The sequence below is a fragment of the Carboxylicivirga mesophila genome (assembly GCF_018271975.1).
GTDB lineage: Bacteria > Bacteroidota > Bacteroidia > Bacteroidales > Marinilabiliaceae > Carboxylicivirga > Carboxylicivirga mesophila.
Genome location: NZ_JAGUCN010000012.1, coordinates 26,255 through 51,625 on the forward strand (window position 1 = coordinate 26,255; position 25,371 = coordinate 51,625).

Annotated in this window: 16 protein-coding genes; 8 read left to right on the forward strand and 8 right to left on the reverse strand. The window is 41.9% G+C overall.

Translation table 11 applies throughout. The features are described from left to right. Positions 1–62: 62 nt before the first annotated feature. Positions 63–2,123 carry a S9 family peptidase gene (locus tag KEM09_RS11390; protein WP_212228427.1) on the reverse strand — a complete coding sequence of 687 codons (2,061 nt, stop codon included), beginning with the start codon at positions 2,121–2,123 and terminating at the stop codon, positions 63–65. A gap of 118 nt (positions 2,124–2,241) precedes the next feature. Between KEM09_RS11390 and KEM09_RS11395 the strand changes: the two genes are divergently transcribed. Beyond that, the gene (locus tag KEM09_RS11395) at positions 2,242–3,120 is read left to right on the forward strand and encodes a DMT family transporter (RefSeq protein ID WP_212228429.1); all 879 of its coding nucleotides are present in this window, start codon (positions 2,242–2,244) and stop codon (positions 3,118–3,120) included. 122 nt (positions 3,121–3,242) lie between these two features. On the opposite strand, the gene KEM09_RS11400 is transcribed toward KEM09_RS11395, so the two are convergent. Continuing rightward, the gene (locus KEM09_RS11400; protein WP_212228431.1) at positions 3,243–5,507 is read right to left on the reverse strand and encodes an aconitate hydratase; all 2,265 of its coding nucleotides are present in this window, start codon (positions 5,505–5,507) and stop codon (positions 3,243–3,245) included. A 190-nt stretch (positions 5,508–5,697) separates the two neighbouring features. Between KEM09_RS11400 and KEM09_RS11405 the strand changes: the two genes are divergently transcribed. The 5 genes from KEM09_RS11405 (at position 5,698) to KEM09_RS11425 (ending at position 14,076) form a co-directional block, all read left to right on the forward strand. After that, entirely contained in the window at positions 5,698–6,942 is a 1,245-nt protein-coding gene (locus KEM09_RS11405; protein WP_212228434.1) for an ABC transporter permease, read from the forward strand. A 356-nt stretch (positions 6,943–7,298) separates the two neighbouring features. Next, complete coding sequence (locus tag KEM09_RS11410; protein ID WP_212228436.1) at positions 7,299–11,864, forward strand: T9SS type B sorting domain-containing protein; 4,566 nt, start codon at positions 7,299–7,301, stop codon at positions 11,862–11,864. A gap of 19 nt (positions 11,865–11,883) precedes the next feature. After that, entirely contained in the window at positions 11,884–12,891 is a 1,008-nt protein-coding gene (locus KEM09_RS11415; protein WP_212228438.1) for a PorP/SprF family type IX secretion system membrane protein, read from the forward strand. A gap of 163 nt (positions 12,892–13,054) precedes the next feature. Further along, positions 13,055–13,531, forward strand: a complete 477-nt coding sequence (locus KEM09_RS11420; protein ID WP_212228440.1) for an SRPBCC family protein — start codon at positions 13,055–13,057, stop codon at positions 13,529–13,531. 11 nt (positions 13,532–13,542) lie between these two features. Continuing rightward, a complete protein-coding gene (locus KEM09_RS11425; protein WP_212228442.1) occupies positions 13,543–14,076 on the forward strand; it encodes a CIA30 family protein in 534 nt (177 codons plus the stop codon). Positions 14,077–14,470: 394 nt separating this feature from the next. On the opposite strand, the gene gap is transcribed toward KEM09_RS11425, so the two are convergent. The 5 genes from gap to KEM09_RS11445 all read right to left on the reverse strand — a co-directional run bounded on the left by gap (position 14,471) and on the right by KEM09_RS11445 (position 21,325). After that, complete coding sequence (gene gap, locus KEM09_RS11430) at positions 14,471–15,478, reverse strand: type I glyceraldehyde-3-phosphate dehydrogenase (protein ID WP_212228444.1); 1,008 nt, start codon at positions 15,476–15,478, stop codon at positions 14,471–14,473. Positions 15,479–15,722: 244 nt separating this feature from the next. Then, positions 15,723–15,857 carry a hypothetical protein gene (locus tag KEM09_RS22020; RefSeq protein ID WP_262898234.1) on the reverse strand — a complete coding sequence of 45 codons (135 nt, stop codon included), beginning with the start codon at positions 15,855–15,857 and terminating at the stop codon, positions 15,723–15,725. Positions 15,858–16,063: 206 nt separating this feature from the next. Further along, positions 16,064–16,498 (reverse strand): hypothetical protein, encoded by a 435-nt coding sequence (locus tag KEM09_RS11435; RefSeq protein ID WP_212228446.1) that lies wholly within the window; start codon positions 16,496–16,498, stop codon positions 16,064–16,066. Between the two features lie 214 nt (positions 16,499–16,712). Continuing rightward, positions 16,713–19,997, reverse strand: a complete 3,285-nt coding sequence (locus tag KEM09_RS11440; protein ID WP_212228448.1) for a VPS10 domain-containing protein — start codon at positions 19,995–19,997, stop codon at positions 16,713–16,715. Positions 19,998–20,137: 140 nt separating this feature from the next. Then, positions 20,138–21,325, reverse strand: a complete 1,188-nt coding sequence (locus KEM09_RS11445; protein WP_212228450.1) for a S8 family peptidase — start codon at positions 21,323–21,325, stop codon at positions 20,138–20,140. A 245-nt stretch (positions 21,326–21,570) separates the two neighbouring features. Here KEM09_RS11445 and KEM09_RS11450 point away from each other — a divergent pair, with 245 nt between their 5' ends. Next, positions 21,571–21,936: a BlaI/MecI/CopY family transcriptional regulator gene (locus tag KEM09_RS11450; protein WP_212228452.1), complete on the forward strand. Its 366-nt coding sequence runs from the start codon at positions 21,571–21,573 to the stop codon at positions 21,934–21,936. A gap of 5 nt (positions 21,937–21,941) precedes the next feature. Continuing rightward, positions 21,942–23,570, forward strand: a complete 1,629-nt coding sequence (locus KEM09_RS11455; protein WP_212228454.1) for a M56 family metallopeptidase — start codon at positions 21,942–21,944, stop codon at positions 23,568–23,570. A gap of 8 nt (positions 23,571–23,578) precedes the next feature. Here the strand turns inward: KEM09_RS11455 and KEM09_RS11460 are convergent, their stop codons facing one another. Continuing rightward, entirely contained in the window at positions 23,579–25,138 is a 1,560-nt protein-coding gene (locus KEM09_RS11460) for a sensor histidine kinase (RefSeq protein WP_212228456.1), read from the reverse strand. Positions 25,139–25,371: the final 233 nt, after the last annotated feature.

Consider the following 25,371-nt stretch of genomic DNA (forward strand, 5'->3'; position numbering starts at 1 on the left):
TTACTCATTTTTATTGTTATTGGCTCTTCGTGAGTCGTTAATGCCTCACGAAGAGCTGTTTTTTAAAAATCCCAGTCTAAACCATATTTATCGCTAATCTCCAATGGGGGCATAGGGCCATCTAATGGCTGCAGGTCTTTCACATACCAATCCATCCAGCCTATCTGGCGATACAGCACATCGATGCGGCCCACTTGTTTGCGGTTGCCATGGCCTTCGCCCGGGTATTGTACAAGGCGCACAGCCGGGTGGTCGTTCATCTTCATGCGGCGATACAGCTCCATGCTTTGCGATGGGTGAATACGTGGATCGGCGGCTCCACCATAAATCAATGTGGCCGTTTTACTTTTATGTGCATGATATACCGGGCTGCGTTTCAGGTTCATCTCCCACTGTTTCTCCAGTGGTTGACCGCTGTGTACATATAGCTCTTCATAGGCAATGTCGGTCGTTCCCTTTTTGCTGATGATATTGGTGATGCCCACAAACACGGCTGCCGCTTTAATGTAATCTGTGTAATAGGTGGCAAACCAGGCTGAGGCAAAACCGCCATATGAACCACCGGCCATGCCCACACGGTTGCGGTCGGCACCATAGTTTTCAACCAGGTAGTCAATGCCATCGGCTAAATCATCAAACTCCTTGCCGGCCGGGTCTTCAAAACCTTCCATGGCAAAGTCAACGCCATAGCCGGTACTGGCGCGGTAGTTGAAATAGGCCACCAGGTAACCTTTGCCGGCCATCACCTGTCCGGGGGTTGAGTAGCCTGTTAGCCAGCCATTGGAGTGGTGCGACTCAGGGCCGCCATGCACGTATACGATTAGCGGGTATGTTTCACCCTCTTTGTAGCCGATTGGCTTCATCAGCAGGCCTTCAATGTTCAGTCCGTCGCGCGCAGTAAAGTTGATGACTTCCTGCTTACCCAGCGTTGTTTGGGCTAATTCAGGATTGATGTCTGTAATCTTCGAAAGGGCAGTTTTACCATCCCATTTGTAAAGGTTGGAAATATCATTGGGTGTATTGCCCGTGAAAGCAAACGATTTGAAATCAGGCGTAAAAAGCGGTGTGCCGAAGATGACGCCATTGGTCCCGGCATCCAATATCAGGTTTCGTTTATTGTTTTTAAGCGAAAGCGTGTAAAGTTTTGGGTAAACGCCTTCGTGCGCCAGGTACACAATTTCTTTGTTATTCTTCCAGTCGGCCCAACTCACATGCCCTTTGTACTTTTCCGAGGTGAGGTTCTGGATAGAACCATCTGCTAAATCGACTTTATATACCTGGCTTACTGCATGGTCGTTGATATTCAGCGCGCCGGTGTAGGTCAGCTGCTGCCCATCAGGACTAAAACGGTAGTTACCCAGCTTACCAACGTTATTGAGAACGCGGCTGACTTTACCCGTTTCCAGGCTATAAATATGAATCTTTCTGAACACGTACCGCTGGTCAATCAGCTTTTGCTCAGTAGCGGCATAGGCCAGTTGTTGGCCCTGGTGGTCAAAGGTAAAATCCCACACGTTAACATTTTCCGTGATTTGCACTTTAGCAGTTTGTTTAAAATGCTCATCAATCTTAATTAGATAGAGGTTGTCGTTTTTGATATTCTCTTCGTAATAGATGAAGTCATAGCCCCTCTGTTTAAGCTCCTTTTCTCGTGCCGAGTAGGGCGTAGTTGACAGATAGGCAAAACCTGTTCCATCGGGGTTCCACTCAAATGAGTTAACACCATTACTTTCATCACTTACCTGGATAGGCTCCGTGGCGTTTTCGGGTAATACAAAAATCTGATAGGCATTGTCTGCCCTCATCTTGAAGGCCAGGTGTTTGCCATCGGGGCTCCATTGCGGCGAGCTGCCTTTAATGGCTTCGTCAAACAGCGGCTTGCTTTCACCTGTTTTTAGGTTGGCCAGTATATAGCTTGTGCGCGAGCCACCAGGAGCTTCATTGGCTGTTCGCGGGGTGTACACGGCATAGATAAGCTGATCGCCATCGGGGTGTAGCTGTACTGCACGACTGTTTTTTAGTTTGAGTAATTCATCGGGCGTTAGTGTATTTTGAGCATGTAGCAGGGTGCCGATGCACATAAGTAGTGCCAGCGATAAGCCAGTTTTTATGATTGCTTTCATATGTATGTTGATTGATTTTTGATTAAAGATAGAAAGAATGTGATTATTTGAACCTGATTATTGGGTATCGCTATTCTTATATCTTTAAAATAAGTTAGTTTCGCATAAAAAATAGTTTATGCCCTGGGAAAAGAAATGGTTTCAGTTTACAGTCTTACTTCTGTTGGCCTTTATTTGGGGCAGCTCATTCATCTTGATGAAAATAGGCTTAAAAAGCTTTGATAATATTCAGGTTGCTTCGTTGCGTATGGGTTTTGCATCTTTATTTTTGTTGCCATTGGCATTGCCTCATCTGAAAACACTGAAGCGTAAAGATATATTGCCATTACTGGTGGCCGGCTTTGTGGGAAACCTGATTCCGGCTTTTTTATTTACCAAGGCACAAACACGCATTGATAGCTCACTGGCCGGTATGCTTAACTCATTAACACCGGTTTTTACACTTGTGGTTAGTGTGGTATTTTTCAAGCTGAAGAGCCGCCTGAGTCAGTATCTGGGTATTACGCTGGGTCTGATTGGTGCTTTGGGTTTAATAGTATCCGGACAAAGTGTATCGCTCAACAACCTGAATACTTACGCCTTTTTTGTGGTAGCTGCCACCATCTGTTATGCCGTTAATATCAATGTTGTCAAAGCATACCTTACTCATTTAAGTGGTGTGCAGATAACTGCCTTATCATTTCTGTTTTTCGGCCCTGTGGCCTTGTATTACTTTTTTAGTTCTGATATACAGGCGGCCACACAGAACCCGGATTGGTTACTTCATCTTGGAGCCTTGGCTTTATTAGGCTTTATTGGTACTGCCACTGCTATGCTACTGATGAATACCTTGATTAAATATTCGTCACCCGTATTTGCATCTTCGGTTACCTATGTCATTCCAATATTTGCCATTATGTGGGGCATGCTTGACGGGGAGACAGTCACCGCTTATCATTTCCTGTTTATGGGTATTGTATTGCTGGGGGTTTACCTTACTAAAAAAGGTTCCAGATGAAAAGCGACTAGCTGATAGCTGTTTCTTGTCAGCCTCAGAAGAAATTGAGATAGTTGGAGGATGGCTAAAAAATAAAGGCTGCCTTATTTAGACAGCCTTTCTTCGAGTTATGTAATTGCTTACTATTTGTTTTGCTCTTTAATTAGGTTAAGTGCCGATCCGGCCTTAAACCAGGCAATCTGCTGCTCGTTGTACGAGTGGTTGGCTACAATCACTTCTTTTGAACCGTCGGCGTGAACCACTTCCAGCTGTAATGGTTTACCAGGCACAAAAGCATCCAAATCCAGGAAGTTAAACGTATCGTCCTCCATGATTTTGTCGTAGTCTGCTTCGTTGGCAAAGGTCAAACCAAGCATGCCCTGCTTCTTCAGGTTGGTTTCGTGGATGCGGGCAAAGCTTTTTACCAATACAGCACGAACGCCCATGTGACGAGGTTCCATGGCAGCATGCTCACGCGATGAACCTTCGCCATAGTTATGGTCACCCACCACAATAGTTGGAATACCTTCGGCTTTATAGGCTCTTTGTGTGGCAGGCACTTCGCCGTACTCACCTGTCAGCTGGCTTTTCACCATATTGGTTTCTTCATTGAAGAAGTTAACTGCTCCAATCAGCATGTTGTTGGAAATATTATCCAGGTGACCGCGGAACTTTAACCAAGGACCAGCCATTGATATATGGTCAGTTGTACATTTGCCTTTGGCTTTAATTAGCAGTTTGGCACCCGTGATATTTTTGCCATCCCAAGGTGTAAATGGTGTCAGCAGCTGCAGACGCTCACTTTCAGGGCTCACAACCACTTCCACACCAGAACCATCGGCCGCTGGGGCCTGATAACCGGCATCTTCTACGTCAAAACCTTTTGGAGGTAATTCATGACCGGTTGGTTCATCCAGCTTCACTTCCTCTCCCTTGGCATTTTTCAGCGTGTCTGTAATCGGGTTGAAGCCCAAGTCACCGGCAATGGCTAATGCTGTTACTAGTTCAGGAGACCCTACAAATGCAAAGGTATTTGGGTTGCCATCTGCACGCTTAGCAAAGTTGCGGTTAAACGAATGCACGATGGTGTTCTTCTCTTGTTTTTCAGCACCTGTGCGTGCCCACATACCAATACACGGTCCACAGGCATTGGCGTAAACTTCGCCACCCATTTGGTTGAAGATATCTATCAGGCCATCGCGTTCAATGGTGTAACGCACCTGCTCAGAGCCTGGTGTGATTTTAAACTCACCGGCTGCTTTCAGGTTTTTCTCAGCTGCCTGTTTGGCAATTGAGGCTGCACGTGAAATATCTTCGTATGATGAGTTGGTACATGAACCAATCAAACCAACTTCAACCTTCAATGGCCAGCCATTTTTCTCAGCTTCTTCGCGCATTTGCGAAATAGGAGTGGCTTTGTCAGGTGTAAACGGACCATTCAAATGTGGCTCAAGTGTATTTAAATCGATTTCAATCAGTTGATCGAAGTATTGCTCAGGATTAGCATAAACCTCTGCATCGGCAGTTAAGTGTTCCTTCACCTGATTAGCAGCAGCTGCTACATCAGCACGGCCGGTTGCTTCCAGGTAACGCGCCATAGATGCATCGTAGCCAAAGGTAGAAGTAGTGGCGCCAATTTCGGCTCCCATATTACAAATGGTACCTTTACCAGTACAGCTTAACGATTCGGCACCTTCACCGAAATACTCAACGATACAGCCAGTACCACCTTTTACAGTCAGCAGGCCTGCTACTTTAAGGATAATATCTTTAGGAGCTGCCCAGCCATTTAGTTTTCCGGTCAGCTTAACACCAATCAGCTTTGGAAATTTCAGTTCCCATGGCATGCCTGCCATTACGTCTACCGCATCGGCACCACCAACACCAATAGCCACCATGCCTAGTCCGCCGGCATTAACTGTGTGGGAGTCAGTTCCGATCATCATACCGCCCGGGAAAGCATAGTTTTCGAGCACGACCTGATGGATGATACCAGCACCTGGTTTCCAGAAGCCAATACCATACTTATTTGATACTGAACTTAGAAAGTCGTAAACCTCTTTGTTAGTTACTTCGGCTGTTGCTAAATCTTTATCAGCTCCTACCTTGGCCTGTATCAGGTGGTCTGCATGGACCGTTGAAGGAACTGCTGCCTTAGCTTTGCCGGCCTGCATAAACTGCAGAAGCGCCATTTGTGCCGTAGCATCCTGCATCGCCACTCTGTCCGGATTAAAATTAACGTACGAGTTGCCTCGTTCGTATGGGACCGCAGGTTGTGCATCAGCCAGATGAGCGTATAAAATCTTTTCAGTTAAGGTCAGCGGCTTGTCAAGCAATTGTCGTGTTTTCTCCACTTTGCCTGGCAGCTCGGCATACACCTTTTTAATCATTTCAATATCAAAAGCCATTTTACTACTGGTTTAGTATTTTTACATTCGATTTTTTATCAGATTATAAGAATAACAAACTTACTAAAAACTGCTTATTTATTACCATGTTTTAGAACAGTTCAAAAATGATTTGGTTGTTCAGAAGGCCTCTATTAAAATACTTTTAGTAACTTGAAGCCTTATTCAAACCAGCTGAAATCTAACCAATATGAAGTTCACCTTGCTTTATGAAAATCTACGAATAGCCTTAGGTTCAATCAGAACCAATTTGCTACGAACTATTTTAACCATTTTGATAATTGGCATTGGCTTAACCGCTCTCATTGGTATTTTAACAGCTATTTCTTCCATTGAAGCAACCATCAGCAATAAATTCACCGGGATGGGCGCCAATTCATTTACCATTGAGAATCGTGGAATGAATGTGCAGATTGGTAAACGTAAGCTGCGTAACAAGCGTTTTGGCTCTATTACTTTCAAAGAAGCGATGCAATTTAAGGAAGAGTTTGATTTTCCAGCTATAGTGGCTGTATCGCATATAGCCACAGGTGCAGCTACTGTAAAGCATGAATCCGAGAAGTCAAATCCTAATGTGATGGTCATTGGCGTAGATGAGAACTTCCTGGATGTGGAAGGTCATAATATCAGCTCAGGTCGCAATTTTACACAACAGGAAATAAAAGATAACAGGTATGTAGCCATACTAGGAAGTGCGCTAGCTAAAAAAGTATTTCCTAATGATCAAAATCCGGTTGATAAGGTCATTGTATCGGGAGGAGCCAAGTATAGGGTGATTGGACTGCTTGACGAGAAGGGTGCCGGTTTTGGGTCACAAAGTGATAATATTCTGTTATTACCTGTTACCAATGTCAGACAGGTGTTTAGCCGGCCAAATATGTCCTACAAGATTGTGGTAAAAGCGAATGATAGCGGGCAGGTAGATGTGGCTATTTCGGAGGCAACCGGCTTATTTAGGGTAATTCGCCGTTTGACAGTTCATGATGAAAGTAACTTTAATGTGAACAAGAGCGATAACTTATCGCGACTATTGATAGAAAGTACTGGCAGTGTAACACTCGTCGCCTTTTTCATTGGCTTAATTACCTTACTGGGTGCAGCTATTGGTTTGATGAATATTATGCTGGTGGCCGTAGCTGAGCGTACACGCGAGATTGGCATTCGAAAAGCCATAGGCGCCAATTCCAAGGCTATCAGAAATCAGTTTCTCTTTGAATCAATTATCATAGGACAGCTTGGTGGAATGATAGGTATAGTGCTGGGCGTACTTGTCGGCAATTTGATGTCAATGGTGATGAAATCTGATTTTATTGTACCATGGGGGTGGGTTCTTGTAGGTATCATCGTTTGTCTGGTGGTAGGTGTCCTGTCTGGATTGATGCCCGCCATAAAAGCTTCCAAACTGGATCCTATTGAATCGTTGCGTTACGAGTAATAATTGATTATATTATTTCAGATAGGGTTGTTTTATTAGGCTCAATGTGTGAGCATCTCTACTTGCAGGTTTCATGTTTGTATTAAGTTCAGAAATTTCTGATTGGATGATAACCTGTTGTTTGGCAGTTGAATCATGTTAATAAACGTGAATAACAGCAGTTGGTTTTCAGGAGGTTTATTAAAAAAACTTAATGCAAAGCGCAACTTTAGTTAGGTGTGAGGCGTAAGCAGGAGAGTATCATCGTATAAAATCATGGTACTTTGGGGTTATTTAGTGTAGGTGGTTATATAAATCATTGGTAATAACAAGTGAGAGTTGGACGGTATCTTACATCTCACCTAACATTAACCAGCATGAAAAGGATATATCTTTATCTTCTTCTGTTGACTGTGGTATCTGCAGTGAACGGACAGATTGGTCGTGAATTTTGGTTTGCTGCACCCGACATTTGGGAGGGGTACGGCGATGCGCCACTAGTGTTGCGCGTTACAACTTTTGAAGAAGCGGCAACTATTACAGTTTCTTTACCAGCTCAGGGAGGAAAGGTACTCAGTACGCAAACAGTACAGCCTTATTCTCATCTGGGTATTGAACTGAATAAAAATGACGTTGAGAACTCACCGGCTAATCAGGTAAATAATAAGGGCTTGCTTATTATCTCAACCGCCGATATTGCTGCTTATTATGATATAAGTGCAGCTGATAATCCGGATAAATTCATTTTAAAGGAAGATAAAGCCCTGGGGTTTGAGTTTTATGTGCCAGGTCAAAATAGTTATGGTAACTGCATCGATTACAGCGGCAAGGCCAATGAAAAGGCCGATATTGTGGCTACTGAAGATAATACCACTGTCACCATTACGCCGGCTGTTGATGTTACGGGTCACCTGGCAGGGGTGCCTTATACAATTACGCTAAACAAAGGTCAAACCTATTGCATTGAGAACAGAAATATTGCACCTGCTTCCACATTGGCGGGCACGCATATACTGGCCGATAAGCGCATTGCTGTCACCATTTCTGATGATGCGATAGTGGAAGACGTCAATAGTTTTCCAAAGGATTTGATAGGCGATCAGTTGGTACCTGTTAATGTTATTGGTAACGAATACATTGCGATGAATACAAGCAAGGCTTCATCCAGTTATAAGAATCAGAATTCGGTACAAAAGATATTTGTATTGGCTATTGAGGATAATACGCTGGTGTTTGCTAATAACACTACTAAAAATGCCAAAGCCTTGAATAAAGGTGAAATAGCTGAGTTTGATATTTCGGATCATGCCCTTTACATCTATGCTACCAAAAAAGTTTATGCCTATCAGCTGACAGGTCTGGTCAACCCCAATTCATCTACCATTGCCAATGAGATTGGCAGTGCCATTCTGCCAAGTTATAGTTGTAATGGTTCCACTAGTGTGTCATTCACACGGGTGTTTAATCGTGATTTTTGGGTCAATATCATTATCAAGAGGAAAGATGTTAAGAATTTCATTCTCTACGATAATAAAGGCAATGATATTGGCGTCACTAAGTATATAAAGAGTTGGCAAACGGTACCTGGACAGGGAACGGGTCAGGATGCCTGGGTGTGTTGCGCCGTTAATCTGGATGAACTAAGTACAGGTGTTCCATATCGCCTTGAAAATACCAGCGGACTGTTCCATTTGTGTATCCTCGATGAGAGTGATTCGAAGAAAGCAGATGGAGGAGGGGCCAGCTTTGGCTATTTCTCATCTTATAATTCGTTTTATGCCGCTGGTGCCGGCGACAAATGCCTGGGCGAGGAAATTATATTGGAAGCCAAGGAGGGCATGAAAAATTATACATGGTATTCGGTTGAAACGGGTAACCAGGTGCTGTCAACAGACAGGGTGTTAACAGTTACCGAAGGAGGTAAATATTGGGTGGAAGCCGAAGTGGCTTTTGGAGGTTGTATTATCGCAGATACGCTTAATGTCAACTTTCTATTCCCCGAGGTTGATTTGGGTAATGATACGACTGTTTGTCAAGGCGAGGTGCTCGACTATGAAGTTGAAGATGCATATAGTGCTTATTTATGGAGCAATGGAGATACCAACCATCAAACACAACTAGTGGTCGATGGTAGTACCTCTGAATTAAACGTGATAGTGACGGATGCGATGGGCTGTATCAATAGCGATACAGTGCAAATAAATATTTCACCGGTACCCGATATTGTGTTGGATGCCACCACTGTTTGTGAAGGCACAGCAGTAATTAACACTACTGGATTTGAGCGCTACGAGTGGCGATACAATGGAGTTGTTTTAAATGAAGATGAATCCCAAAACTGGATTATTCCTGATCAGAGTGGAACTTATACAGTAACTGCCTGGACGATTGATGAATGCTCTGCCAGCGAAACCATTAATATCACGGTGCTTCCATTGCCTTCTTTTACCTTAGCAGATCAAACTGGGTGCCAAGGAAGCGTAGTGACCATTGACGGACCTGCAGGTTTTGTAAGCTATAACTGGAGTACGGGCGAGCAAACACAGTCTATTGATGTGAGTACTGGCGGTAATTATTGGTTAGAAGTAACTGATGCTAATGGTTGTATGGCTCGAGAAGAGGCGCAACTTAGCTTGCACGAACCGCTTTATATCGATTTAGGACCGGATAGGGATGAGTGCGTAGGAATAACATTGACAATAGGTAACGAAACAAACTATACCGGATTTAACTGGACTTTTGAGCCAGCTAATAATCCCGGCACTAGCGAAGACTTAAACCCATCACCTGCACATGCATACCAGATAACTAACTCTACTGTTGATAATAGTGGGATATATCGGGTTGAAGCCATAGATGTTAACGGTTGCCCGGTGAGTGATGAGGTGAATGTTGCTTTTTATACCACCAATCCTATCGACCTGATTATTACCAAAGATTTATGTGATGGTGAATCGGTTGATGTTATTGCCAGTGAAGGCTATGATACGTATTCATGGACGATTGATAATGTCTCCAGGCCTGAATTCGATAATCAAAATAGGATTATTAATGTATCATCAGGAGCTGTTTATGAAGTAATTGCTACCTCCGGAACTTGTACGAAGCGTAACGAGATAACGGTGGCTGAGCATAGCTTACCAGAGGTTAAGCTGCCAGATCTTTTCTCGCTATGTGATGGCCTTGAACAGGAGTTGATGGTGGAAAGCTTTTCTTCACCTGATAACGCCAAATTTGGCTACTTGTATTGGAATGGAAATGTAAATAGTCGTTATAGTGACTGGCAAACGGCATTAATCACAGTATCATCACCTGGTTTGTATTCAGTAACCGCGGTGGATGAGTTTGGTTGTGCAGCTACCGACGATGTTAATGTTAATAGTATGGCCACCACACCACTTAACCTGGTTACGCCTCCATCGGCTTGTGATGATGAAACGGTTGACTTACCAAATGCGCCTGCTGATGCGCAGAGCTACAGTTGGTACCGTTTAGGTGCTGCGGGGGAAAGTCATCTGGCAGATAATACACCGCTTACAGTTGATGCATCAGGTACCTATGTTTTAAAAATAGTTGATGTCAATGGGTGTGATGTGTCTGATGATGTTGTGGTAAATATCTATCCATCGCCTATAGTTGATTTAGGTGATGATATTAATGCTTGCGGTGATATCAGTATTGGTATTTCGCCTAAGGAAAGCTATACACAATACCAGTGGAATGATAATCCAGCTTTAAATACACAGAGTCTTTGGGTTACACAATCAGGTGCTTATAAACTTGAGGTATTGAACCGTTATGGTTGCCGTGCCGAAGATGTAGTTAATGTGTCACTATTTGAAGCGCCGATAGTTGAATTAGAAGATTTTATAGATTGTGCAGGAACCCTGGCAACGCTTTCGGGGCCGAGTGGCGATTTTCAATACCTGTGGAGTAATGGTGCAGTTACACAGTCAATAACGGTAGGCAATGGTTACTATGAGTTAAAGGTCACTGACGTAAACGATTGTGCTTCTTCAGCGGGTGCTTCAGTTGTTTGGAGGCCTGTTCCTGAAGTTGATTTAGGACCTGATATGATCATTTGTCCGGTTGATACCTGGGTACTTGATGCCGGCATTGGCTATGCCTCATATCTGTGGCATAATGGTGCCACCTCTCAAAGTATTATAGCTAACCGCATGGATACAGTTAATACAGTAGTTGTAACTGATGAATTTGGGTGTACGGGTTTTGATACACAAACGCTTAAGCATAAGGTGGCTCAGCCTATTGGTTTATTGTCTGACACTTCAGTCTGCTCGTTCAATAGCATATGGATTGATGCTGATATGGGCTTTGAGCAGTACGAGTGGAGTACCGGAGATGTGGTGCCATCGGTAGAGTTGGATGCTGCCGGCACCTATTGGTTGCGTGCTTTTGATGGTTGCGTATGGGCCAGCGATACCATGCAGCTGGTTGTTCATCCAACACCGGTTATTGCTTATCTCGATACCTCTATATATGCTCAGGCAGTTGTAATGGCCGATGGTGGTACATCTCCGTATTGGTACGCCATTAATGATGAGGATTTGCAGGAGAGTAATGTGTTTAGCAAATTACCTAATGGTGAGCATATATTCTATGTGGAAGATGTCAATGGCTGTTTTGCAGTGGATACACTGTTGCTCGATAATATTTTGGAGATAGGCGTACCGCCGGTTCTAACGCCTAATGGCGATGGCTATAATGATACCTGGCACATCAAGGGACTCGATAAACTGCCCGATTCAATTATTCGCGTTTTTGACAGGTATGGCAAGTTACTCAAAGAGTTTTATGCATCCGATCCACCATGGGATGGAAAATACCTGGGTAAACCGCTTCCTTCAGATGCATATTGGTACGTGATAGAATTGAAGCCGATAAATAAATTGATGAAGGGGCATCTTACGATTAAACGCTAAACTTAAACGAGGAATTATTGTGCGGAAGCTAGGGTTGATAATAGGTTTATTTATTGCCACTCAGATAGGGTATGCTCAAAAGTATTATCTGACAAATCAGTACGTGTATGATTTGTTCCAGATGAATCCGGCAGCTGCGGCCTTTCATAAGAACTGTTTCACTGCCACAGGTATCTTTCAAAAGCAGTGGTTTGGTACCGATTTGGCTCCAACATACCAGGTGTTTAGTTTTCAGATACCTGTGCTGGAGCAGATGGGATCAGGAACCTATGTGTACAATGATAGAAATGGCTATTATAAAGAGTTAGGTTTGCATCAGGCTTTCTCATATGAATTGCAGCTTAAGAAATCAAAGAGAAAGGCTATAACGCTTTCTTTCGGTTTAGCTTTTTCGCTTGAACAAAGTTCATTGCAAGTGCAGGATTTACTGGACCCCGATTATTTTGATCCCATATTAAACGGAGGTAACGAAAGCGGTTGGGGTTTTAATGCTAGTACAGGGGTGCTTCTGAAATACAATGATTATCATTTTGGAGTGGGTATTACCAACCTGTTGCCGCAAAACAATCGTTTATATGCTCATGAAGATGAACCTCCGCTAACGACCGATATTCATATCCACGCAGGAAGCAGTTTTAAAATACCGGATAGGGACTTTTATCTTGAGCCTACTTTCCTTTATCGGCGCAATATGTATGTTGATAGTCGTTTGGATGCTAATTTAAAGTTATACATGCCAACGCCTGATCCTGATTGGGCTACCTGGGGTTTGGTGTCGTATCGTCACACTACTGAAGATAAAATTGGTAAATCGCTTGGTATGGCTGTAACCGGGGGTATTGTTTATAAAAACTTTAGTGTAGGACTAGAGTATCAGTTTGGCTTAACAAAAGCGCGTTCGGCATATGGAAATACCTACCAGCTTGTGGTCAACTATCGTGTTTGCCGAGATAAAAGCAAAAGTGCCATCCCGTGTTCAATTGAGCGACGTAACAAAAAACACAATTACAAGTTCTTGAGCTACTAAACGCCTGCCTTTGATGGGATTTAAGAAGAGGAATGACTGTTCATTTGTTATTGGTAAAAAATGAACAAAATTTTAGCACCTAGGTTTAAGAAGTATGGGTGATTGATATTTATTAAAAGTATTGATTTTTCCCTGATTGATTCTATATCAAATAAAAGAACCTATGGCATTTTATCAGTTAATAAGGCAGCAGCATCTAAACTCCGATCTGCAAAGTGTTTGGGAATTTGTATCTAACCCAGCCAATCTGCGGAAAATCACCCCTACATCCATGGGCTTTGATATTGTTACCAGGCATATGCCTGCCCAAATGTATGAGGGAATGATAATTGAATACAATGTAAAGCCGTTTACTATGTATCGTGCTAGATGGGTCACCGAAATTACTCACATAAAGCAAGGGCAATATTTTGTTGATGAACAACGAATTGGTCCCTACAAAATGTGGCATCATGAGCATTGGATAGAGCAGACGGATAACGGTACTTTAATGACAGATATCGTGAGTTACAGTCCGCCTTTTGGTTTATTGGGGCGTATTGCCAATGCCTTGTTTATTCAGCGGCGCCTGGCAAGTATATTCGATTACAGAGAGAGGATTCTGGCGAAGCATTTTAGTCAGGTTCAGGTTAATGCATAGAGTTTGAGGTTATGAAACTGTTCTTAGTAATATTGATTGGTATGATGGTGAATACAAGCGATAAAACGATTTATGATTTCTCAAAAAATGACAATTCGTCTGGCTGGCAGGTAATTAATGATGGCGTGATGGGCGGGATGTCGCAAGGACAGCTGAAAGTTAATAGTGATGGCAAGGGGGTGTTTTATGGTTATGTTTCGCTCGAGAATAACGGAGGATTTTCTTCTGTCAGATATCAGTTCGAGCAGTTAGATGTAAGGTCATATTCAACTGCTGTTATACGATTAAAAGGTGATGGTAAACGTTATCAGTTTCGGGTAAAAAGCCATCGGGAAGACAAACATGCTTATATACAGTATTTCAATACCACGGGAGACTGGCAATTAATAGAAGTAGATTTAGGTAGGATGTATCCAACCTTTCGTGGACGACAGCTAAATATGCCGAACTATCCGGCTAATAAACTTGAAGAAGTGGCTTTTTTAATAGCCAATAAGCGAGCTGAAGCATTTCAACTGGAGATTGATTATATCCGTTTAAGATAGATGTAGGAGCATATTTTCTTTCTATTTCCAACCGTTTATTCAAACTCAAATTATAATATGTTCGTTGATGTTTATTAAATGAAATCAACTATAAATATATGCTTTTGCTTAAAAAGGTATTGACAGAACCCACATTCTCCCTTATTATGAGTTTGCTAACATACCAATTCATCAATTTTGATTCATTAGTGGGTTCAGGCCATCATTAGTATTTGAAGGTTTATTAATAGGTAGGACAATTTTTAAATTCTCACATTAAGGTTTAGGGTGCTTAAACGGTTAGAACTTAAATCTGGCATTAATGGTGTTGCCTGTTCCTCTTATGCAGAAGGGTTTGAGTACTAAAAAAGGCTCCCAGTATTGGAAGCCTTTCTTATATGATTGAGGGAATCAATTATTTTACTGATTCCATGTACTCGATCAATTCACATACTTTAGCTGAGTAACCCATTTCGTTGTCATACCATGATACAACTTTTACGAAAGTGTCAGTTAAAGCGATACCAGCTTTAGCGTCGAATACTGAAGTTTGAGTTTCACCGATGAAATCGTTAGAAACAACAGCGTCTTCAGTGTATCCTAAAATACCTTTCAATTCGCCTTCAGAAGCTTCTTTCATTGCAGCGCAAATCTCGTCGTAAGAAGCACCTTTTGCTAAGTTTACAGTTAAGTCAACAACTGATACATCAGGAGTTGGTACGCGGAAAGCCATACCAGTTAACTTACCATTCAACTCAGGAATTACTTTACCTACAGCTTTAGCAGCACCAGTTGATGAAGGGATGATGTTTTGACCAGCACCACGTCCACCTCTCCAGTCTTTAGCTGAAGGACCGTCAACAGTCTTTTGAGTAGCAGTAGTAGCGTGAACAGTAGTCATCAAACCGTCAACAATACCGAACTTGTCGTTCAATACTTTTGCGATAGGAGCTAAACAGTTAGTAGTACAAGAAGCGTTTGACACGAAAGTCATATCGTTAGTGTACTTAGTGTTGTTAACACCCATTACGAACATAGGCGTGTCGTCCTTAGAAGGAGCAGACATAACCACTTTTTTAGCACCAGCGTCGATGTGACCTTGTGCAGTTTCTTTTGTTAGGAAAAGGCCAGTTGACTCAACTACGTAGTCAGCACCTACAGCACCCCATGCAATGTCAGCAGGGTTTCTTTCAGCAGTAACACGGATTTCGTCACCGTTTACGATTAATTTACCGTCTTTTACTTCAACAGTACCGTCGAAACGACCGTGAGTTGAATCGTACTTCAACATGTAAGCCATGTAATCTACATCGATCAAGTCGTTGATAGCAACAACCTGAACAGTTCCTTTAGCTACAGCCTGACGGAAAACGAAACGTCCGATACGGCCAAACCCGTTAATCCCAATCTTGATTTTTGACATTTTATTGCTTTTTTAAGAATTGTTTTAATAAGGTCTTCAAAAATGCAACGCAAAAGTAGCAATTCATAATTAAATCATCAAGAAATCAGAAAATGATTTTCTTAATAAACTTTAAAATGGTGGGATAAAATTGTAATTGAGGAACAAAGAGATAGGTAGACTTGCTACCATAAAAATGTAACATAAAAGAAAGAAGCTGCACTTTCTCTTATGTTACGCGTAATGCTTTTTCGGACTGTGTTATTTAGGCTCGTGCAGTGTTATTGTCAACCACTACTTCTGCTTGTCCGTAGGCTGGACAATCCTGAGTACTTTTACATGAACTCATCCCCAACACCAATAAAAATAAAACAGCGGCAATCAACGAAATCTTTTTCATTTTTCTATCCTTTACTTTGTCTGTAAAATTAGGAGATTATTCCATATCTCCAAAATGTTTTAGTTTACAAGACTGTAAACGAGAAAAGTAAAAATGGGTTACGTTAAAGGTATAGCTTATTGGGCAACGGTCGGGATTTCTTTGTGAAAGCTACTTTTTTTTACATGAATGAAAAAAAGAGGCTGTCGTTTGACAGCCCCTGTATCTTAATCTTCATCATTCTTACTTCTCTCCGGCCAGCGGATCGTTTCATCATCGACCCATTCAGGCCCAATCTGAATCGAGGTAATTGCCTCTTCGTCCAGCCAGATGTTGATGTTTTCTTTCTCAAATGTGTATAGCTCTTTATCATCAAAGCCATCTTCTTTCATGTCTTCCATCTCGTAGTCTTCCATTTTTAGCTCCTTTACGGCTGCTAAAAAGTCCTCTTTCGACATGCCTACTTTTATCTTGTCATAAAGAATAAACTTGTCGTTCTCAAATGAGATTTCAACTAATTTGTAATCTGCTTCCTTGTCGAATGACATGGAAATACCCATTTCATCGAAATAAAGCACATTCGCTTCGGCGCCTTCGCCATAGTCTTGTACTTCCGTTTCATCGGGATCGCCTAGATAGTTTGATACTTCGTGTTCTTCCATCCCGAATTTGATGTTGCCGAATCCTATGTACGGCAAAATGGCTTTTGGTGTCATTTTATTATAAATAAATTAAAAAGTTAACGGGGTAAATATAGAAAACCCCTTTGATATATTCTACTGTTTTTGTTAAGAGTACTTTAAAAGATGTTTGAAGACAGATAACGAAAGTGTGCTAGATGGCAACTTAGGTCTTCTGTCTTCAAACTTTACAGCATTAATTCCATTGAGGAATGCGGCCGTTGGTATATGGTGCATTTAATGCATCAAGCTGTTGTCTGAGCTCAGGCAGCTTCACTTTAGCAATTTGCTCTACTTGTTTTAATACCGGCGGGAATTGCTCTTTAAGTATTTCAAAACTGTTTTTTGAAGTGCTTGTAATGTCAGATGTGCTGTTAATTTGTGCCCAGATGATACTGTTTAGTCGGTTCATTAATGGCATCTCAGCCGGAGGAATTTCTTCCCAACTGGCTTTGGCTCTCAATCCTCTGAAGGCAAAGCGAATCTCATCCAGTTCCTTTTCCAACTCAGTTAAAGCAGGTATTAACTGGTTATGAGCATTAGCTATTGATAGCGATGTTTGCTTCATGCTAGCTACTTCTTCCCTCATTTCGTTAACCAAAGTAAGCGTACCATTCATCGCTTTGGACAGTTCACTCACTTCTTTCTGGAAGGCCACCATTGCCGCACGATTTTTCGCCGGAAGCGTTGTGTTATTCAGCGCTTTTACTTCAAATTCAGCCGGACCAGCCAGTTGTGTTGCAATGCCATTCTGTACTTGGTTTATTTCGATGGTGTACGTTCCAGGAAGTACATACACGCTGCCTTCCGACTTTTTGAACGGATCGAACTTTTTGGCTTTAATAATTTCAGGGCTGTCGTATTGTAAATCCCAGTTAAAACGTGTGATGCCTTTGGCTGGCTTTTTAGTAAACGTACGCACTACACTGCCAGTTTCATCCTTAATGGAAATAAGCTGGTAGGCAGGCACTTCTTTTTCTTCCGCCTCTAATTCTGACCAACTTGGTTGAGGAATGCGTTCACCTTTTTCAAACAGCTCTTTTTCTCTTTTATGGCGCAGTTCCCGCTGTGTTTTAGGCGTTTCGTTCTGGTAAAACGTGAAAGTAGCACCAAACTCCGGATTGGCAGCACCGTAATATGTAGCACCCTGTCCATATATTTTATCTACCTGCATAAAAAGCAGTGCATCTTTAGTGGCAAAAAGGTGTGCATCTTTCTCCGGCAGTTGGTTTGTTAATTCGCGCAAAGGAGCATAGTTGTCAAGTACATAAAAACCGCGACCAAATGTGGCTAATACCAAATCATTTTCGCGTTCCTGAATGGCCAGGTCTCTGACGGCAATTGTAGGTATTCCAGCTTTTAACTGTACCCAATTTTGGCCTTCGTCAATGGTAAAGAAGATGCCAAATTCGGTACCTGCAAATAGCAATTCAGGCTTTTCAGTATCTTGTTCAAGCGTGTGAACAGTACCATTTTCTGGTAAGTTGGATGCTATTGGGGTCCAGGTTTTACCTTTGTCAGAGCTCTTAAGTACATAGGGTTTGAAATCATCGCTTTTCATGCCGTCGAAGGTGGCATAAACCACGTTTTCATCGAAACGGGAGGCGTAAATATCACTAACGTAGGTATGAGCAGGTACGCCTGGGAAACTACCTGCTTTACGCCAGGTTTGACCATCATCTTCAGTTATCTGAATAACACCATCATCGCTGCCGGCATAAATAAGACCAGCTTTGACAGGGGACTCATCCAGCGACACAATGGTGTTGTACTGCGAGGTAGATACATCTTTAGCCACTGCATCAATGCTCCAGTATTTATCCATTACCGGCCATGTGTTGCGGTCAATCTGAGCAGTCAGGTCATCTGATATCACTTCCCATGTGTTGCCGCGGTCAGTACTTTTAAATACTTTGTTGGCTGCCATGTAAATGGTGGTTGGGTTGTGCTTACTCAGAATCAGAGGAGCATTCCAGTTCCAGCGATAAGTGAGTTCGTCTTTTCGGGGTTGTGGTTTGATGCTGATCTTTTCTCCACTTTTCTTATCATATCTAACGACATTACCATATTGCCATTCGCTATAAACAATGTCAGGATTGGTAGGATCAACACGTGACCAGAAGCCATCGCCAAATACCGTTACAATCCATTCGCCTGAAGTAACGCCAAATTCAGAAGTGTTACGAACCGGGCCTCCCAAAGTAGCATTGTCCTGAGTACCTCCATAAACATTGTAGAATGGCGCTTCGTTATCAACAGTTACACGGTAGAATTGTGTAACCGGCAGGTTGCTAACCTGACGCCAGGCTGCTCCTTCGTCGTAGGTCATATATACACCACCGTCGCCACCAATCATCAGGTGCTTATTATCATTGGGATCAATCCAAAGGGCGTGATCATCCACATGTCGATCTTTGGTGCTAAGTTTTGTCCAGGTTTTTCCACCATCGTTAGTAACGTGTGAAAAGGTTTCAACCGAATAGACTTTGTCAAACTCAACGGGGTCACAGTAAATCTCGTTGTAATACTGACCACTTGAGTGGTGGTCGCTCATTTTACTCCACGACTCGCCACGATCTGTTGTACGGAAAAAGCCGCCTGATTCATTGGCAGCTTCAATAATCAGATACAAAACATCCGGATTTTGAGGGGAGATGGCAATGCCCATACCACCAATATGTTCTGAAGGTAGTCCGGTCATAATCTTACGCCAGTTCTGGCCGGCATCAGTTGATTTGTACACAGCTGATTCGGGCCCACCACCCACTTTGGTATGAACATGCCTGCGTCGTTGTTCAGTGGTAGCATACAGAATATCCGGGTTGCGCGGATCGCATATAATATTATTAACTCCCGTGTGCTGGCTGATGTCCAGTACTTTTATCCAGTTTTCACCACCATCAGTGCTTTTATAGAGGCCACGGTCACCACCACTTCCCCAGGCAGAACCTTCAGCAGCTACATAAACAACATTGGAGTTGCGCGGATCAATCAAAATCATACCAATTTGGCGCGATTCTTTTAAACCCATGTTTTTCCATGATTTACCGCCGTCGACCGTTTTGTATATACCATCACCATAACCCAGTGCACGCTGGTGGTTGTTTTCGCCAGTACCGGCCCACACTACATTACTGTTATTAGGATCCATAGCCAGGCAACCAATCGAATAGGCACCATACTTATCAAACACTGGTTCGAATGTGATGCCTTTGTTGGTAGTTTTCCAAATGTTTCCACTGGCAACTGCTACATAAAATTCAGAGTGATTTTTGGGGTTAACGGCAAAATCAGCAATTCGACCAGAGGTAAAAGCAGGGCCGATGTTACGAAATTTAAGACCAGAGACTAATTCGCTGTTAATAGGTTTTTTATCTTCTTCAGCTTCTATGTTTTTTTTCTTTTGGGCTGAAGTGTTCAGTGAGCACAGTAAAAGTGTACATGCTAATACAGTGCTGACCAGCTTACTGAAATGGTTCATCTTATTTTGATTTGGGTTTGAAATATTTTAAAACCGAAAAGATAAGGATAATAAAGAAGAATGTATGGTTGTTATTTGCCAAATATTTCTTGTCCCAATAGAAAGGCAAAGGGCTGCAAGATGCAGCCCTTTTAATACGTTTACAAGTGTGCGATAGGATCGGGATCTCCATCCGGGTCGTTATTAACAAAGCCTTCAGTTGACAGATTATTGGTAAGTAACAATAATCCGCAAACATGTGGAGCAGCCATTGATGTACCGCTGAGTGTTGAGTAGCCACCGTTTTTGTATGTTGATTGGATGCTGTAGCCAGGCGCACAATAATCAACACTTGGTCCGTAATTAGAAAAGTAAGCCCAGTTGTCGTTTATGTCCATAGCTGAAATGGTATAAACATTTGGCCCATTGACGCGTGCAGGCGAGTGGCTATCGGCGTCATCAGATTCATTACCGGCTGCCAAAACAAATTTCAATTGTGATGAGGCGTTTAGTACAGCTTCATCGAGTGTAGTTGAGATACCTCCGCCTAAACTCATGTTGGCAACATCGCTTGATGAAGCATTGGCTGCAACGTAATCAACACCGGCAATTACGCCTGAAGTGCTGCCACTTCCTCTTCGGTCAAGCACTCTCACGGGAACAACAGAAGCACCCGGTGCTACTCCAACAACACCGATGTTGTTATCCAGCGCTGCTACTGTGCCGGCTACATGTGTTCCATGGCCGTTTTGGTCATCAGGTGTGTCTCTCGGACCTAAAAATACAGCTGCTCTTTGGGTATCAACATTTAAGTCCGGATGATCCAGATCAATACCCGAATCAATGATCCAGGCTGTTTTGCCGGCACCACTTACAGGGCCACCAACGCGTGTGATGCCCCAAGGTGTTGTCTGAGCCGGATCTTCTTTGCCTGGTTTAGCTTTTGCTTTTGGAGGAGCCAAGGCAATGATTTTATCAATTTCTACTCGTAGCACACTCTCTTCATTTTGTAGGGCGGCAGCTTCCATTTCTGTTAAATCCATTGCAAACCCTTTAACAGCTTTACCGTAGAGGTGCTTGAATTGCTTCGATTTAATTTTGTTCTTTTTCAACAGTTTATCAGCATGTTTAAACACCTTCTCCTTTTTGGCATTGTACGATTCACCTGCTACATCAAAGGTGGCGTCTGATTTAAACACAACAATGTAACTGTTGAGTTCTGTCTTTGCACCCTTTAGTTCGGGTGTTGCTGTATCCTGTTCCTGCAGGACGATTTGGTCTTTTTCACAACCGAAAAATAGCATGGCTGATATGGCGATAGCGCATGCAAAAAAATAATTTCTTCTCATTTTTTGACGATTTAAAAATTAATTGAGGTAATTAACGGTAAAATATTCATATTGTCAAGTAAGATATTTCTTCAAATCTTTATTTTATTTATTAACAGGCACGAAATGAGGGGAGTGTGGATGTTTTTTTCTAAAATACTAGAAAAATAGTTGCAATACTAAAAAAATAGTATTAGAATTGTAGTAGTTGTGATTTATACCTTTGAAGGATATTAATATATTTTTATAATCAAGTGATTGTTACGATGAAACAACTGACAAAAGCGGAAGAAGAAGTGATGCAAATCCTATGGAAGATGAAAGAGGGGATGATAAAAGATATATTGGAAGGATTTACAAATAAGCAGCCAGCATACAATACGGTGGCAACAGTATTAAAAGTGTTGAAAAATAAGGGTGTTGTTGATTATAGGAAAGTGGGCAATGTTTATGTGTATTATCCTGTGATTACGAAAGAAGAGTATTCGTCGTTTCAGATGAAACATCTTCTGAAGAATTACTTTGGCGGAAGTTTTACTCGTTTGGCTGCTTTTTTTGCCAAGGATAATGACATGTCACTAGAGGATTTAGAAGCCATGTTAAAAGAAGCTGATACGCAACATCTAAAATAGGAGCCATGGAATTATTAACTTATTTAGGACGCTCAATTGTAGTACTGATGCTGTTTGTGATGGTTTACCGTCTTTTTCTAAGAAGCGATGCTCATTATTCAGCCAATAGGTACTTTCTGTTGTTGGGTTTACTGGCTTCTTTTATAATGCCATTGGCTCAGCTACAATATACGGTGTTGCTTGATGTGGTTGAGCGATCTGAACTTTTTACACCTGTAGCACCTAGCGCAGCTGTTGAAGAATCTATTATTGCAGAAGAAGTCGCAGGTGTCAATTGGATGGGAGTCTTATTGTATGTTTATGCAGCCATTACCATATTCTTTGTACTTAGGTTGTTCGTGCTGTTTGGTAAATTGCTCCGGTTGGCTCATCGTTCGGAGAAAGTGGAAATTGAAGGGATTATCATTTGTATCAATGAGCAGGTTGATGAACCCTTTGTGTTTGGTAATCGCATATTTTTGAAAGATAAAAATTACCTCGCGCCTGAGAATGCAGAAATATTGGTGCATGAGCGAGTACATTTATTGCAGTATCATTGGGTAGATGTGTTTATAAGTGAACTGTTGATTGCTGTGCAATGGTTTAATCCACTGGCTTGGTATTATGCCAGAATTGTTAAGCAAAATTTGGAGTTTCTGGCAGATCAGGGCGTGTTGAAAAAAGGCTTCAAACTAGAAAAATACATTCAACACATAATTTGTGAAACAATGGGAGCGGAAGTGTCAGTGCTAGCCAATCACTTCCGTTTCTCCCAAAATAAACGACGACTAAAAATGATGAAAAACGACAAGAAATCCAAATGGCGACTGTTGAAGTTGCTGCTGGTACTGCCTGTATTGGGCGGTTTGCTGTGGGCTTTTAGTGAGCCGGTGTATGAGTATCCTTCTAATCCTGAATTGATAAACGACAATATAATACAGGATAGTAAAGAGACCTTTGTTGTAAAAGGGTATGTGTATGGGCGCACAACAATCGGGAAGAATGACAATGCTTCCGGTTTAGATGAGGAAAAGCCTATACCAGGTACGAGTATTGTGCTTAAAGGTAAGACCATCGGTACTGTTGCGGATATGGAAGGTTACTTTGAATTAGAATTAAATAAGGAGGATATTATTGTATTTTCTTTTGTTGGTTTTGAAACAAAAGAAGTGGTGCCCCAAATGGGTGAAGAGATAAAAGTGGTGTTGACACGCACGGCCTATCAGCTTGATCCATCTCCTTACCGTGGTAAATATAAAGGAAAAATGGTTCCTCCTCCGCCACCTCCTAAGGCAGCTAAGAGCAAGGCAATGGTGCCTCCACCACCTCCACCACCTCCGGGTGATGATAAGCCGGTTTTTTATGTAGTTGAGGATATGCCAAGCTATAAAGGCGGTATGGAAGCTTACTTTGCAAATTTATATACAAGCATTACCCAGGTTAAAAGCAAAGCTAATTTGAGTGGGACAATTAATGTGCAATTTACAGTTAATGCTAAAGGTGGCATATCAGATGTAAAGGCACTGAACAGGGGCAATAAAGATGAAGCCCGTCATGCGGTTGAGATTGTATCGGCGTTAAAAAACTGGCAGCCCGGCGTGCAAAGGGGGAAAGCGGTTTCGACTACTTTAGTAGTACCGGTTGAGTTTAATTAAAGGAAGTGTTATACAATATGTAAGGGCAGTGTAAAATAAAATGCACTGCCTTTGTTTATTTCACTTTCTACCCAGATTTGTCCCCCATGCATTTCAATAAATTCTTTGCAAAGGCTAAGGCCGAGTCCGCTTCCTTGCTCGTTATTTGTGCCTTGGGTCGATAAATTCTGGTCAATCATAAATAGCTTGGGGATATTATCTTCAGCAATACCAATGCCATCGTCTTTTATAGTAAAAGTTATATGCGTTTTATTGGGATGGCAGGAAAGCTCAATGAGTCCTTTATTATCAGTAAATTTAATGGCATTGGATATGAGGTTTCTAAAAACCGAGCCAATCATGTATCTGTCGGCAAAAACTTGTGTTGTTACAGGTATGCTCTTCTTAATTGCAATATTCTTCTGTTTGTAATTGGCCTCAAGGGCCTTTAACTCCTCATTTAACACATCGCAAATGTCAAGGGTGTCGGGCTTGTAGTCAATTTTGCCACTTTGCGAGCTGGACCATTCAAGCAGGTTGCTGATTAAGGCCATAGCCTGTTGTGAAGATTTTTGTATACTTCTGGCAGTTGCTTCAATATCATCTTTATCTATAGCTTTTGAGACTAACAGGTCACTTAATCCCAGAATGCTATTGAAAGGGCTTCGTAAATCATGGGCAATTATTGAAAAGAACTTATCCTTTGTACGGTTTAGTTCCTGAAGTTGCGTTTCACTTTTCTTTAAGGCTTTTTGAGCCACAATGCGCTGCGTGATATTGTTGGCAAAAAAGGACGCACCAATAACCTGATTGTTGCTTAAGATGGGGTTCATTGACACTTCAACGTAGTAAATCTGTTTGCCGGTATCTATTTCATCGATAAACGAAAAGCGTTCATTGTTCAAAGCCCGGTCATATCGTGGTTTCCAAATCGGCTTTAATATGTCAGGAAGTGCCTTAAGTAAATTAGTACCCTTGCTAAGTTCAACTCCAAAACTTTTACTGAATTCACTTTTAAATACAGAGTTAGTGAACAGGATATTGTAGTTGGTATCAATGGCCCAGATAGACTCTAAGGTATTGTCCATAATAGCCAGGATGTTGGTATTGTTTTCGGCAAGGGCCGCTTCTACCTGTTTCTGATTGGTAATATCAGTACTTAAGGCTGATACGCCTGTTACCTTATTGTTGGCTAATACAGGATTAAGTGAGACCTGGTATATTGATTCTTTGCCATTAGAGGTATTAGTGAATTCGAAATCAGTTTTTTGACCTGCTAAAGCGATGTCGTATTTCTCTTTCCAGAAGTTAGCTAAATCAGGTGGCAGAATGCCTAAGGCTGAAGTGCCTTTCTGTAAATCAATGCCAAAAGCCTCTTTATATGCTTTAATAAAGAAGTTATTAAGAACAACATAGTTGTAGTTGGTGTCTATGGACCAGATGGAAGCATCCTGGTTGTTGATTAATGAATTAACCTTAGCTTCAGATGTTTCAATCAGTTCATTGTAACGACGATAGCTTTCAAGCTCTTTTTGCAGCTTTTGGCATTCGTTAATAAGATCCTGATATGTTGCTTCTTTCTTACTCAAGATGTTGGAAATAGGTATAACCCCCAAATAGCTGAATTTTTACACATTCATCAGCATTAAAAAGTGTCTTATAATGCGTTTGAATGGTTTTAAATCAGCTGCTTATAAAGTGAAACAAAAATGATAGGAAAAAGATTAATCCATTCGGTACTTTTTCGTCATTATATGTTCTGTATTTTAAGCAGGAGGCAGGAGCTACTAATCATTTATTGAGAATGATGCAGAACTTTATT